Source organism: Roseibium sp. RKSG952 (assembly GCF_009711355.1).
Genome location: NZ_SMMF01000963.1, coordinates 27,063 through 39,529, shown reverse-complemented (window position 1 = coordinate 39,529; position 12,467 = coordinate 27,063). Strand labels below are relative to the sequence as shown.

General features: G+C 57.8%; 14 protein-coding genes. 10 read left to right on the top strand and 4 right to left on the bottom strand.

Translation table 11 applies throughout. The features are described 5' to 3' along the window. The first annotated feature begins 4 nt into the window (after positions 1-4). The 3 genes from E1297_RS46335 to E1297_RS46325 all read left to right on the top strand — a co-directional run bounded on the left by E1297_RS46335 (position 5) and on the right by E1297_RS46325 (position 3,080). Positions 5-463, top strand: coding sequence for a DNA polymerase III subunit chi (locus E1297_RS46335; protein WP_155150723.1), 459 nt, complete (start codon positions 5-7; stop codon positions 461-463). A 98-nt stretch (positions 464-561) separates the two neighbouring features. Beyond that, positions 562-1,974: a magnesium transporter gene (gene mgtE, locus E1297_RS46330; RefSeq protein ID WP_155150720.1), complete on the top strand. Its 1,413-nt coding sequence runs from the start codon at positions 562-564 to the stop codon at positions 1,972-1,974. Between the two features lie 59 nt (positions 1,975-2,033). Further along, a complete protein-coding gene (locus E1297_RS46325; protein WP_155150717.1) occupies positions 2,034-3,080 on the top strand; it encodes an aldo/keto reductase in 1,047 nt (348 codons plus the stop codon). Positions 3,081-3,123: 43 nt separating this feature from the next. Here E1297_RS46325 and E1297_RS46320 read toward each other — a convergent pair whose 3' ends face one another. Beyond that, entirely contained in the window at positions 3,124-4,110 is a 987-nt protein-coding gene (locus E1297_RS46320; protein WP_155150714.1) for a GlxA family transcriptional regulator, read from the bottom strand. A 133-nt stretch (positions 4,111-4,243) separates the two neighbouring features. On the opposite strand from E1297_RS46320, the gene E1297_RS46315 reads away from it, so the two are divergent. From E1297_RS46315 to E1297_RS46300, 4 genes are all read left to right on the top strand, one after another. Next, on the top strand, positions 4,244-5,158 hold the full coding sequence (locus E1297_RS46315) for a 3-keto-5-aminohexanoate cleavage protein (RefSeq protein ID WP_155150709.1): 915 nt from the start codon (positions 4,244-4,246) through the stop codon (positions 5,156-5,158). 63 nt (positions 5,159-5,221) lie between these two features. Then, the gene (locus E1297_RS46310) at positions 5,222-5,551 is read left to right on the top strand and encodes a hypothetical protein (protein WP_155150706.1); all 330 of its coding nucleotides are present in this window, start codon (positions 5,222-5,224) and stop codon (positions 5,549-5,551) included. Positions 5,552-5,559: 8 nt separating this feature from the next. Beyond that, positions 5,560-7,026 (top strand): carnitine 3-dehydrogenase, encoded by a 1,467-nt coding sequence (locus E1297_RS46305; RefSeq protein ID WP_155150703.1) that lies wholly within the window; start codon positions 5,560-5,562, stop codon positions 7,024-7,026. After that, positions 7,023-7,784 carry an SDR family oxidoreductase gene (locus tag E1297_RS46300; RefSeq protein ID WP_155150702.1) on the top strand — a complete coding sequence of 254 codons (762 nt, stop codon included), beginning with the start codon at positions 7,023-7,025 and terminating at the stop codon, positions 7,782-7,784. Before E1297_RS46305 ends, E1297_RS46300 begins: the two co-directional genes overlap by 4 nt. A 30-nt stretch (positions 7,785-7,814) precedes the next feature. Here E1297_RS46300 and E1297_RS46295 read toward each other — a convergent pair whose 3' ends face one another. Both E1297_RS46295 and E1297_RS46290 read right to left on the bottom strand, forming a co-directional pair. Continuing rightward, on the bottom strand, positions 7,815-7,997 hold the full coding sequence (locus E1297_RS46295) for a hypothetical protein (protein ID WP_155150699.1): 183 nt from the start codon (positions 7,995-7,997) through the stop codon (positions 7,815-7,817). Positions 7,998-8,095: 98 nt separating this feature from the next. Next, positions 8,096-8,968, bottom strand: coding sequence for a helix-turn-helix domain-containing protein (locus E1297_RS46290; protein WP_155150696.1), 873 nt, complete (start codon positions 8,966-8,968; stop codon positions 8,096-8,098). A 133-nt stretch (positions 8,969-9,101) separates the two neighbouring features. Here E1297_RS46290 and E1297_RS46285 point away from each other — a divergent pair, with 133 nt between their 5' ends. From E1297_RS46285 to E1297_RS46275, 3 genes are read left to right on the top strand one after another with little or no spacing between them, the layout of a single operon-like run. Continuing rightward, complete coding sequence (locus E1297_RS46285; RefSeq protein WP_209016406.1) at positions 9,102-9,281, top strand: DUF2061 domain-containing protein; 180 nt, start codon at positions 9,102-9,104, stop codon at positions 9,279-9,281. Next, a complete protein-coding gene (locus E1297_RS46280) occupies positions 9,274-10,176 on the top strand; it encodes a fatty acid desaturase (RefSeq protein ID WP_155150692.1) in 903 nt (300 codons plus the stop codon). Before E1297_RS46285 ends, E1297_RS46280 begins: the two co-directional genes overlap by 8 nt. Before the next feature lie 21 nt (positions 10,177-10,197). Further along, positions 10,198-11,100 carry an EamA family transporter gene (locus E1297_RS46275; protein ID WP_155150689.1) on the top strand — a complete coding sequence of 301 codons (903 nt, stop codon included), beginning with the start codon at positions 10,198-10,200 and terminating at the stop codon, positions 11,098-11,100. Here the strand turns inward: E1297_RS46275 and E1297_RS46270 are convergent. After that, positions 11,097-12,446: a DEAD/DEAH box helicase gene (locus E1297_RS46270; protein WP_196223578.1), complete on the bottom strand. Its 1,350-nt coding sequence runs from the start codon at positions 12,444-12,446 to the stop codon at positions 11,097-11,099. The genes E1297_RS46275 and E1297_RS46270 overlap by 4 nt on opposite strands. Between the last annotated feature and the right edge of the window lie 21 nt (positions 12,447-12,467).

Here is a 12,467-nt window from a genome sequence, read left to right as displayed (position 1 = left end):
TCGAATGGGGGCCGTCTATTTCTATCACCTGACCCGCCAACCGCTTGAGCAGACCTTGCCGGTACTGCTGGACAAGGCACGGCAGGCCGGGTGGCGGATAGCTGTGCGGGGCACTGATCCCGCTCGGCTGGACTGGCTGGATGAAAAACTGTGGCTGGGGCCTGATGACGGGTTCCTGCCACATGGTCGTGCCGGTGGACCGCACGATGCGATGCAGCCCATATTGCTAACGACCGAGACGACGGCGGAAAATGAACCATCCTGTTTGATGGCGATCGATGGCGCTGCGGTTGAGCCGGACGAAGTCGAAGCATCCGAGCGTGTCTGTATTCTGTTTGATGGCAACGATCAAAGCGCAGTTCAAGCCGCACGGGTACAATGGAAGGCGCTGACCTCAGCAGGTTGTTCGGCGCAATATTGGTCCGAGGATTCAGGCCGGTGGGAGAAAAAGGCAGAAGCCTGATCACCCTTTCGCTGCGCTGATCTGTTCAGATAATCTTTCATTCACGCTACCGTCACTTAGCAATGCCACAGCTGCGTGGATTGAGGTGAGGTGAGCGGATGGATCAAGTTCCTCCAAAAGAGCTGCATTGGGACAGCGCAAACAGCCCGGAAGCGCGCCATAACAATGCGAGGGTCGCCTCGTCGTTGGAACGGCTGGTGGCCGCAGGCAAGCGGATGGCGGTTCTTACTGTCCTGAGCGGTTGGAACGCAGCGGACGTTGTGAAATGCCTGCTGAAGATGAAGACCAAGCGTGCGCGCCGGGTGTTCGAATGGTTGCCTGATGATGTGAGTCTGCCGGTTCTTGTCGAACTGGATCCGGAATTGCGTTCAGTTCTGTTTGAGGCTTCGACTCGAAAGAAATTCCGCAAGATCGTCTCCAGAGTTTCGCCTGATTTGGCTATCGAGTTGCTGGAAACGCTGCCGCCCGACACTCATGATGATCTGATTGCTGATCGGAAGGATGCAGATGTCATTCGACAGTCCTTGTCTGCAGATGATGACAGTGCGGCTGCGCATATGCGCCACGGGGTTTTGACGGTTCCTGTTGGATGGACGATTGGCGAGGTGGTATCTCATCTTCGAAAAACCTCGGACCAGTTTGCGCGATTGGATATGATTTTTGTTCTCGAACAGGACAAACGACTGGTTGGTTATCTGCGCAGTCGGGACCTACTGTTGAACCCGGATGACACCTGCGTTGCTGATATCGTCCAGAAAGACACTGTGACGGTCGACAGTTCTGCAGATCAGGAAGAGGTGCTGCGCCTAGCCGAGGCGCGCTCGGCCTCTGTTATAGCTGTCGTCGATGCCAATGGCCGTTTTCTGGGCGGGATAGCCCCGCCGGAACTGGCCGAGATTGCGCGGGAAGAAGTTGAGGAAGACATGCTCAAGATGGGCGGCGTATCCCCCGATACGACGCAATTCGACACGCCTGGCCAGATTGCCCGCCGCCGCCTGCCGTGGCTGCTGGGCGGGTTGGTCGGCAGCACCATCGCAGCAATTGCCATCGTGTCGTATGAGGACGCACTTGCCGAATCCGCGATCCTTGCCAGCTTTATTCCCGTTGTTCTGGCAACAGCCGGCAACGCTGGAATTCAGGCCTCGACCGTTTCTGTGCAGGTACTGACTTCGGGGGCGGAGTGGCGTGGCGATCTGCCGTCGAGATTCTATCGCGAACTGCGTGGGGCCCTGCTGAACGGGCTGATCGTTGGCACGGTCGTGGGCATTCTGGTTTTGATTGGCAGCCTGTTCATCGCGATTGAAAAGCCAGGCCTGTTAGTTCTGACGTCGATCGTCGCACTGGCGATCGTGACTGTTATCGCAGCGTCGGTCGGGTCGATGGTGCCGTTCCTGCTTAGGGCGTTGAAACAAGACCCGGCCGCGGCAACCGGCATCTTCATAACCACGTCGAACGATGTGTTCGGCGTTCTGGCCTTTTTCATTGTGGCCAGTCTGATTTATCTGGGTTGATCGGGCTTGCCCCGGTCAAACCCTGCGCTAGGGTGCAGGGCGAGCAGGAGGATTTCCAGATGAAGATGAAACCTTTGGGGCGCACCGGTGTAATGGTGTCGGATCTGTGCCTTGGAACAATGACCTTTGGCACACAGACCTCCGAGACCGGTGGACACCGACAGATGGATATGGCCCTGGCAGCCGGGATCAACTTTGTCGACGCGGCTGAGATGTATCCAGTGAACCCGATCTCGAAGGAAACCGTTGGCCGGACTGAGGAAATTCTGGGCAACTGGAATGCATCTAATGCCGCGCGCCGGGGCGACTATGTTCTGGCGACCAAGCATTCAGGAGCAGGATTTTCCCACGCCCGTGACGGAGCGCCAATATCCGGCCAGACCATTCCCCAGGCAATCGAGGGATCCCTGCGCCGTTTGCAGACTGACTATATCGACCTCTATCAGTTCCACTGGCCAAACCGGGGCAGTTACATGTTTCGCCAGAACTGGGATTACGATCCTTCAGGTGGGGATCGTGATGAGGTTGTTGCGAATATGCAGGAGTGTCTTGAGGCGCTGCAGGCACAGGTCGAAAAGGGCAATATTCGCGCCTTCGGCCTCTCGAATGAAAGCGCCTGGGGAACGGCCCAATGGGTGCGACTGGCAGATGAAACCGGTGCGCCACGCGTCGCGTCCGTGCAGAACGAATACTCGATGCTGTGCCGTCACTTTGATACCGATATGGCCGAGCTGAGTGCGCATGAAGATGTGGGACTGCTCGCCTTTTCGCCGCTGGCTGCCGGGTTCCTGACGGGCAAGTATCAGGGTGGCAGTGTTCCCGAAGGATCGCGCATGTCACTGGTGCCTGAAATGGGTGGCCGCAAATCTGATCGGGTGTTTGACGCCGTCGCTGCCTATCTGGAGATCGCTGACAAACATGGGCTGGATCCTGTGCATATGGCACTGTCCTGGTGTCGTAGCAGACCGTTCATGACTTCGGCCATCTTTGGGGCCACGGATGAGGCACAATTGCAGCGCATTCTTGATGGAAAAGATCTGGAATTGTCGCAAGACGTGTTGAAAGAAATCAACCTGGCCCACCGCGCCCATCCCATGCCGTACTAAGGCAAGGGGGCAATGCCCCCATTACCTGCTGCTGTAAACCCCGTCAGTGATGTGTGGGCTGGATGCGATCCTGCCGCAGGTCACGGGCGGAAAGACCATGCGCGGTTCGGAACGCCCGGGCAAAGCTTGACTGCGATGCAAAGCCAGTGGCCAGCGCGACATCCATCAGCGGCATGTCTGTGTCGGTGACCAGTCGGCGCGCCTCGGCCAGGCGAAGCTGCAGGTAATGGTCTTGCGGCGTGGTGTTCAGGCGCAGGCGGAACTGTTGCTGCAGCGTGCGTGGGCTGGTTCCCAAACGGTCGGCAATATAGGCGAGTGGCAGAGGTTCATCTAGCGACGCCTCCATCAGGCTGTTTGCCTTTGATGTCAGGGCCGAATGGCGGTGCGGAGCCCCGGTGCGGCTTTGCGGTTTGGTTGGCTCTGGTGCTCCCTCATAGAGGAACAGCCCAGATACACGTGCGGCAAATCCTGCGCCGTGGCGGGCAGCGATGATATGCAGCATCATCTCGACCGCCGGGATCGCACCACCAGAAGTCAGACGGTTTCCGGAAACAGTGAAACGGTCAGGGCGCACGTCGACCTCGGGGAAACGGGTCGAGAAATTGTCCAGATCTTCCCAATGAGTGGTTGCTGCGTGCCCGTCCAGCAAGCCGGCTTCGGCCAGCAGCCATGGGCCGCCGTCGATCCCTGCCATGGTCGCACCAGAGGCCGCGATGCGGCGCAAGCCAGCCAGCAGGCTGGGGGTTGCGTGGCGCGCAAGCTGGAACCCTGCGACCACAATCATCAGATCGCAACTGTCCAGACGCGCCAGCGGAATGCCGGGAACGTTCAGTGCACTGGTCAGCATGGCTGGCTCTGCCGTGGCGGTGACATAGTCCCAGTCAAAGGCGGGACGATCCGCCAGCCGGTTCGCTGCGCGCATCGGATCAACAGCCGAGGCAAAGCTGAGCGTGTTGCATTCATCCAGAACCAGCACGGCCGTTTTCAGGGCGCGATGTTCGGGCTGCAGTATGTTTTTTGCGGATTTCATCAAGTTCGATTCGCATTCTGGCAAGTTGTTTCCACAAGGCTGCGTCAGAGTCGGGTAAGAACGCAAATCGGAATCCGGGGAGAAGCCTGAGGATAACTTGGGTCAAAACCGGGTATAAGTTGGGGAAAACACCATGCCACTGGAAATGAACCGCGAAGTCTTCATCACTTGTGCCGTCACGGGCTCAGGGGGAACGCAAGATCGCAGCCCGCATGTACCACGTTCACCGAAGCAGATTGCCGAAAGTGCGATCGCTGCGGCCAAGGCCGGCGCGGCCATTGTTCACTGCCATGTGCGGGACCCGGAAACCGGCGCGCCCAGCCGTCGCCTGGACCTGTATCGCGAAGTCACCGACCGCATTCGCGAGGCCGAAGTAGACGTTGTCCTGAACCTGACCGCAGGTATGGGCGGTGACATGATCTTTGGCCCGACAGAATCTCCTTTGCCGTTGAACGAGGAAGGTACCGACATGATCGGCGCAGCCGCGCGGGTCGAGCATGTGGCCGAGTGTCTGCCCGAGATCTGTACCTTGGACTGCGGTACCATGAACTTTGCCGAGGCTGACTACGTCATGACCAACACGCCGGGCATGCTGCAGGCGATGGGTCGGATGATGACACATCTGGGGGTGAAGCCCGAGATCGAAGCCTTTGACACCGGCCATCTGTGGTACGCCAAGCAGCTGGTTAAGGACGGTATTCTGGACAGCCCGGCGCTGGTTCAGTTGTGCATGGGCGTGCCGTGGGGCGCACCGGATGATCTGAATACCTTTATGGCCATGGTCAACAATGTCCCGGATGACTGGACATTCAGCGCCTTCGCGCTGGGACGAAACCAGATGGCCTATGCATCGGCATCGGTGCTGGCAGGCGGTAATGTGCGTGTCGGGCTCGAGGATAACCTGTGGTTGGACAAAGGCGTTCTGGCGGAAAACTGGCAGCTGGTTGAACGCGCCAACACCATCGTTTCGAACATGGGTGCGCGGGTGATCGGTGCGCAGGAAGTGCGCGAGAAGCTGGGGCTAGTGAAGCGGGCGCCGAAGGGCTGAAACTTCGCCTTGCAGAGTTTTCGCTAAGCCAAGACACCGGGGCATCAACTGAAGGAATAGCTTATGAAAGTGATGTCGCGGTGTTTGGTGCTTGTCGGAGCAGGATTTCTGGCGGCTTGTCTTCCAACGGATGACAAGGCGGAGGCTGAGCCATCTCAGAATGAACGGCAGGCTTGCGAGGCCAAAGGCGGAATTAACGAAGTTGCGGGCAAAGCCCAGCAGTATGTGTGCATCCTGCCGTTGGCAGATGCGGGCAAGACCTGTGAAACAGGTTCGGACTGCGAGGGATTTTGCCTGTCAGAGACCAAACAATGCAGCGCGGTCACGCCGCAGTTCGGATGCATTCCGCATCTGGATGAGACGGGGCGCGAGCTGGTGATCTGTATCGACTAGGAAAAGATATGACAAAAACAGCAGCTATCATCGGTGGTGGTGTGATCGGCGGCGGATGGGCCGCCCGGTTTCTGCTTAACGGCTGGGATGTCCGGGTGTTCGACCCGGACCCTGAGGCCGAGCGTAAGATCGGCGAGGTTCTGGACAATGCACGGCGGTCTTTGCCGGGGCTGAGTGACGTGCCATTGCCGGCTGAGGGCACGTTGAACTTCCATGATAAGATGGCAGACGCTGTACAGGGGGCCACTTGGATTCAGGAAAGCGTACCTGAGCGGCTAGACCTGAAGCTGAAGGTTTATAAAGGCTTGCAAGAGGCATGTGATGCGGAAGCGATCATCGGCTCTTCGACCAGCGGGTTTAAGCCGTCCGAACTGCAGGAAGGCGCGTCGCGTCCTGAACAGATTGTGGTGACGCACCCGTTCAATCCGGTCTACCTGCTGCCTCTGATCGAACTGGTGCCCACCGAGAAGAACCCGCCTGAAATGGTGGAGCGTGCGCAAGAGTTATTGAAATCGGTCGGGTTCTTCCCGCTGCATGTCAAAAAAGAAATCGACGCGCACATTGCTGACCGGTTCCTCGAGGCTGTTTGGCGTGAAGCGCTGTGGCTGGTCAAAGACGGTATCGCGACCACCGAAGAAATCGACGAAGCGATCCGCATGGGCTTTGGTATCCGCTGGGCACAGATGGGTCTGTTCGAGACCTATCGCGTCGCTGGCGGAGAGGCCGGGATGCGGCATTTCATGGCGCAGTTTGGTCCGGCACTGAAATGGCCGTGGACTAAGCTGATGGATGTCCCGGAGTTCACGGATGAACTGGTGGACATGATTGCGGATCAGTCGGACGCACAATCCGGAATGCACTCGATCCGTGAATTGGAGCGTATCCGCGACAACAACCTTGTGGGCATGATGCGGGCGCTGAAAGCGCAGGATTACGGTGCGGGCGCGGTTCTGAACCAGCATGATGCACGTCTGAAACCCGGTGCCTTGCCGGATCTGGATCAGGCCGATCTGAGCCAGCCCATTCTGACGCTATCGCGTGCCGTGCCGCTGGATTGGACCGACTATAACGGCCACATGACCGAGTCGCGGTATCTGGATGCCTTCGCCTGCTCAACCGATCGCTTTATGGAGCTGATCGGATGCGATGCCGACTATATCGCAGCGGGCGGCAGCTACTTTACCGCTGAAACCCACATCCGGCATTTGGATGAGACCCATGCAGGTGCCAAGATCAATGTGCGGACTCAGATGCTGTTGGGGCAGGGCAAGAAACTGCACCTGTTCCACCGCATGTATGAAGGAGACAAGTTGCTGGCGACCGGCGAGAGTTTCCTGCTGCATGTGGACCTCGAATCCCGTCGCCCATGTGCGCCATCGGCTGAGGTTGAAGCAGCCATGGCCCGTATCGCAGAAGCTCAGGCCGGTCTGCCGTACCCGGAAGGGGCGGGTGCATCGATCCGGAAACCTGCATGAGCAGCCGGGTTCTGATCACGGCCGGCGCCTCGGGCGTCGGGCGAGCGATGGCCGAAGCGTTCGACGCATCGGGTGCGCAGGTCTGGGTTGCAGATGTGAATCCGGCGTCGCTGGAGGCCTGCCCGCCGCATTGGAAGAAATCCCAGTTGGACGTATCCGATGAAACCGCCGTGGCGGCCATGTTTGCCCGCATTGACGAGGAATGGGGTGGTCTGGATGCCCTATGCGCAAACGCCGGGATCGCAGGGCCGACGGCCCTGATCGAAGACGTTGCGCTTAGCGATTGGCGCACTTGCCTTTCGGTCAATCTGGAAGGGGCTTTCCTGTGTTCCAAATACGCGGCCCCAATGCTCAAGCGTCAGCGCAGTGGTGTGGTGCTGATCACTTCATCCACCGCTGGGCAATATGGCTATCCCAACCGCGCACCTTATGCAGCGGCGAAATGGGGCATGGTGGGTCTGGGTAAGACACTGGCGATGGAACTTGGGCCACATGGGGTCCGTTGCAACGTGATCTGTCCCGGAGCGGTTGAAGGACCAAGAATGGAAGGAGTTCTTGAACGCGAAGCGGCAGCCAAGGGCATGACCCGGGATCAGGTCTATGAGGGCTATGCCTCAGGTACGTCGATGGGCAGCTTCGTTGAAGGGCGGGATATTGCCAATATGGCCGTGTTCCTTGCCTCTGACGCGGCAAGGCTTGTTTCGGGTCAGGTGATCGCGGTTGATGGTCATACGGTCAATCCTGACCCGAAGGTCTGATCACCTGGCTAAAAGCTGGGTTTTGTTATGTCAGCCCTGATTGGGGCCACGGAACTGGCGGATAGTCTGGCGAACTGCCTGCCAGTCCTGAGCTTGCTGGGTTTCCCCTGCGGCTTCACATTCACGCATTTTACGGGCCGCTTCAGCTTCGGCCCGATCTCCATGCGCCGAGTAGAGGGCGCGTGCGTATTGAGCGGTTTTCAGTGCGTCCATCCCATTGATCCTCCGTGATTGGTCGGATTGCCCGAAAGTTCGCGCAGGATGACTATACTATAGGATGAGCTGATTGGCACTTTCCGGCTTCGCAACAGTCACTCCGTTGCGCTGGTAATCGCCGAACGGAGCTGTCTGAGGTGTTCGGAAAAGTCTCGGGCTGTCATGTCAGCTTCGCGCACTAACGTATCGAAATGTCGTGTAAAAACCTCGATCCGATCACGATCGCGGAAGGCCATGTAGTGGCTGCCCGCATAGAAGACGCACAGAAGCGGACCGAAGATCGTTACCGGCGCTGAATAGAGCCGCTTTGCATCAAACAGGTAGATTCGCAGGCGTGGATAGAGCTGTTCGCACAGGTCCAGCAAGTGATCGATCTGAGCCAGCCGATTGTCCAGTGACAGACCCTCGTAATATCCAGTGCCATGGGCAAAGCTGTGGATTTCGAACAGCGGCATGGCGATTTCATAGTCGGACTGGGCGCTGCGCATCCATGTCAGACGATCTGCCGATGCGCCGATGGCCTGATCTGCGGTTCGACCCAGATGCGGGGCATATTCCCATTCGAGCACTGCCCGAGTTTTGAGCATATCGGGCAGGGTGGCCGGAACATAGCGGATTTTGTACCCCGCTGCCTGTTGGTGCCACTCGAAGATACGTTCATCTACCAAGGCGCGCGGGGCTTCGGCCATTGTCAGCGAACTGGCCAGCAATTCCGCAGCACTCTCTGGCCGGTCCGACAGGCTAAGCAACCAGTCTGCGGAAACGCCAAGAGCTGAAGCACAGCTTCCTACCACATGCGCATTGGGCAGACGTGCGCCAGCGCCGGTCAGAAGTTGTGACACCGTTGAACGGTCGACCCCAATACTGCGCGCCAGCGCGCTCTGGCTGATCTGACGCTCTTCCATGGCGCGCGCCAATCGTAGGCGAAACTGCGCAGCGCGATCCCGTTTGTCTATGTTATCCTGCATGTGATGATTAATATCACATCTGATGAATATTGTTAATCATATTCAGAATTCTCAGCAGGCCTCCATGTCGGTAACGCTTTTGTGAGAACAACAAAATATGGGGACCGGAATGGAGACGCGACGAAGATCTGTCGTGAAAGCAGTCGTTTGGAATCTGATGGGGTTGGTCATGATGACCCTTGTGGGTCTGATCGCCACAGGTTCGGCTGCCGTGGGTGGCGGGCTGGCATTGGTCAACACCGCCATCGGTCTGACACTGTATGTCATCTACGAACGGGTTTGGGCAGGTATCTCGTGGGGGCGCAATGGCTGATCCCACACCTCCCAAGTCGCCCGAATGGGGCACGTTCGGACTGATTGCAGCCTGCTATGCTGCGTGGCTGGCGGTCGTATTCTGGCTGGCAGGCTGGTCCCTGTGGCTGGCAATTCCCGTGATGGGCATGGTTGCAGCCCTACATTCTTCGCTGACACATGAAGCGCTGCACGGACATCCGTTCCGTGCAAAATGGTTGAATGAAACACTGCTGGCTTTGCCGCTGACTCTGTTCATTCCATACAACCGCTTTCGTGATCTACATCTGGCTCACCATCAGGATGCGAACCTGACGGACCCGTATGACGACCCTGAGTCCAATTATCTGGACCCGAAGATTTGGGCTTCACTGCCCGTCTGGAAGCGACACCTTTACAAGGCCAACAATACCCTGTTGGGACGCATCATTCTGGGGCCTGCCATCGGGCAGGTGGCATTCATGCGGGATGAGTGGACCGGTGCGACAAGAGGGGATCGCGCGATCCTGCTGGCCTGGGCCTTACACATTCCGGGTGTGGCAGTGGTTCTGTGGGTGGTTGCCCAGTCTCCGATGCCGGTCTGGGCATTTGTTCTGTCGGCGTATATCGGGCTTGCGCTTGTCAAAATCCGGACGTTCCTTGAGCATCGTGCACATGAGAAATCTCGTGCCAGAACCGTGATCATTGAGGATCGCGGGTTGCTGGCTTTTCTGTTTCTTAACAACAATCTGCACGTCGTTCATCACATGAATCCATCGGCACCATGGTATCGTCTGCCTGCACTTTATCGCGCCGGTAAAGACCGGTATCTGACCTGCAACGAATCCTATGTGTACCGATCCTATGGTGAGATTTTTCGCAACTACTTCTGGCGTGCGAAGGATCCGGTTGCGCATCCGCTCTGGCCAAACGAGTGATTTAAGGACAGAAGGGAATCCATGAGTTTATGGATTCCCGTCACCATCGCTGCCGCCACATTTCAGACAGTGCGGTTCATGCTTCAGAAATCGCTGAGCAGTGTGAAATTGTCGGCTGCCGGTGCGACTTTTGCCCGGTTTGCCTATTCTGCGCCGCTGGCCATTCTTGGGCTGATCGTCGCTTTGCAAATCACGGACTTGTCCGTTCCACCACTGTCAGCAAAGTTTTGGTTGTTCGTTGCCATCGGTGGAACAGCACAAATTCTGGCGACGGTGTGCGTGGTCGCGCTGTTCAAGCAGCGCAACTTTGCTGTTGGTATAACGTTTAAGAAAACCGAAGTGATACAGACTGCAATCGTTGGTTTCATGATCCTTGGCGACAGCATCTCATTTGGCGCCTTTGCAGCTATCCTTTTGGGGCTGTTGGCGGTCCTGTTGCTGTCCAAAACGCCTGGTGGGGATGGCGCATGGTGGCACCATTTGACCAACCGCGCGTCTCAGCTCGGGCTGGGATCAGGGGTGCTGTTTGCGTTTTCAGCGGTCAGTTATCGCGGGGCTTCGCTGCAACTGGGCGATATTGATGCCTGGTTCCGGGCGCTGGTCACACTGGCTGCCGTGGTCACGTTCCAGTTCATCAGCATGTGGTTGTGGCTGCTTTGGCGAGACCGTGCCGAGTTGCGTGCGGTTTGGGAAACACGCCGCACCGGGGTTTTCGTTGGCCTTACCAGTCTGGGCGGATCGTTTTGCTGGTTTCTGGCCTTTACATTGCAGAACGCGGCTTATGTAAAGGCGCTGGGGCAGGTGGAGCTGATCTTTAGCCTGATGGCCTCGACGCTGGTGTTCCACGAAAACATAACCCGGCGAGAGATCGCCGGGATTGCATTGTTGGGATTGTCGATACTTGTGCTTGTGCTGGCAATCTAGCCGGCACGCCGCTCATCAAAACTGAGCGCGATGAAGCTGGGCAGGTGGTCGCCCATTCCAACGACCGCAGGACCGCTGTCCTCTTTACGACCACGACCGCGTCCCTTGGGTTCTTTGTCCCTCTTGCCTTCGTTCCTTTTGTGGTCCGATGGCTTGGACTTTTTCTCGGGCTTCGGCGCTTCGGCTTTGGGCTCTTCCTTGATCGGGTTCTCGATGCGCGGGATCTGCTTTTGGATCAGCTTTTCAATCGCATCCAAAGCCTTTTCATCACGGTTCGAGCAAATGGTAATCGCCTTGCCCTCGCGCCCGGCGCGTCCGGTTCGACCAATGCGGTGCACGTAGTCTTCGGCATGGCCAGGAACATCGAAATTGAAAACATGGCTGACCGACGGGATGTCCAGCCCACGCGCAGCCACGTCCGAAGCGACCAGAAGGCGAAGGGATCCATCCCGGAACCCATCCAGCGTTTTCATACGCTGTGACTGATCCAGATCGCCATGGATGGCGGCAGCGTTATAGCCGTATTTCTTCAGCGATTTCGCGCAGATATCCACGTCCGTCTTACGGTTGCAGAAGATGATCGCGTTTGTGCATTTGTCGCCCTCGGCGTCGATCAGCGCGCGCAGAACCTTGCGCTTGGCGCTGGCCTCACGGTCACGGCGACCACCTTTGAACATGACCACACCCTGCTCAATGGTCTCGGAAGCGGTGGCCTGACGAGCAACCTCGATCCGGGCAGGGGCGGACAGGAACGTGTCAGTGATGCGTTCAATCTCAGACGCCATGGTGGCTGAGAAGAACAAGGTCTGACGGGTGAAGGGCGTCAACGAGAAGATGCGTTCGATATCAGGGATGAAGCCCATATCCAGCATCCGGTCGGCTTCGTCCACCACCATGATCTGAACGCCCGTCAGCAGCAGCTTGCCGCGTTCGAAATGGTCCAGCAGACGGCCAGGAGTGGCAATCAGAACATCCACGCCACGATCAATCAGCGCCTCTTGCTCTTTGAAGCTGACGCCGCCGATCAACAGCGCTTTGGTCAGTTTCAGGTGTTTGGTGTAGGTGTCGAAGTTCTCGGCAACCTGTGCCGCCAATTCACGCGTTGGGCACAACACTAGCGAACGCGGCATACGTGCTCGTGCACGGCCACGGGCCAGCAAGGTGATCATCGGCAGGGTAAAGCTGGCGGTCTTGCCGGTTCCCGTCTGGGCGATCCCCAGAACATCACGACCCTCAAGCGCGGGAGGGATTGCGCCCTCCTGAATCGGGGTGGGGGTTTCGTATCCGGCTTCCTCAATGGCTTTGAGGACCTTCGGGTTCAGGTTCAGTTCGTTAAATTTTGTCATGTATGTCCGGTTCATGCGGAC

Bases quoted from the DNA above. Each gene is read 5' to 3' on its own strand.
- E1297_RS46300 (WP_155150702.1), top strand. From the start codon at position 7,023: ATGAGCAGCCGGGTTCTGATCACGGCCGGCGCCTCGGGCGTCGGGCGA.
- E1297_RS46325 (WP_155150717.1), top strand. From the start codon at position 2,034: ATGAAGATGAAACCTTTGGGGCGCACCGGTGTAATGGTGTCGGATCTG.
- E1297_RS46310 (WP_155150706.1), top strand. From the start codon at position 5,222: ATGAAAGTGATGTCGCGGTGTTTGGTGCTTGTCGGAGCAGGATTTCTG.
- E1297_RS46320 (WP_155150714.1), bottom strand. From the start codon at position 4,110: ATGAAATCCGCAAAAAACATACTGCAGCCCGAACATCGCGCCCTGAAA.
- E1297_RS46305 (WP_155150703.1), top strand. From the start codon at position 5,560: ATGACAAAAACAGCAGCTATCATCGGTGGTGGTGTGATCGGCGGCGGA.
- E1297_RS46270 (WP_196223578.1), bottom strand. From the start codon at position 12,446: ATGACAAAATTTAACGAACTGAACCTGAACCCGAAGGTCCTCAAAGCC.
- mgtE (WP_155150720.1), top strand. From the start codon at position 562: ATGGATCAAGTTCCTCCAAAAGAGCTGCATTGGGACAGCGCAAACAGC.
- E1297_RS46275 (WP_155150689.1), top strand. From the start codon at position 10,198: ATGAGTTTATGGATTCCCGTCACCATCGCTGCCGCCACATTTCAGACA.
- E1297_RS46295 (WP_155150699.1), bottom strand. From the start codon at position 7,997: ATGGACGCACTGAAAACCGCTCAATACGCACGCGCCCTCTACTCGGCG.
- E1297_RS46280 (WP_155150692.1), top strand. From the start codon at position 9,274: ATGGCTGATCCCACACCTCCCAAGTCGCCCGAATGGGGCACGTTCGGA.
- E1297_RS46315 (WP_155150709.1), top strand. From the start codon at position 4,244: ATGCCACTGGAAATGAACCGCGAAGTCTTCATCACTTGTGCCGTCACG.
- E1297_RS46335 (WP_155150723.1), top strand. From the start codon at position 5: ATGGGGGCCGTCTATTTCTATCACCTGACCCGCCAACCGCTTGAGCAG.
- E1297_RS46290 (WP_155150696.1), bottom strand. From the start codon at position 8,968: ATGCAGGATAACATAGACAAACGGGATCGCGCTGCGCAGTTTCGCCTA.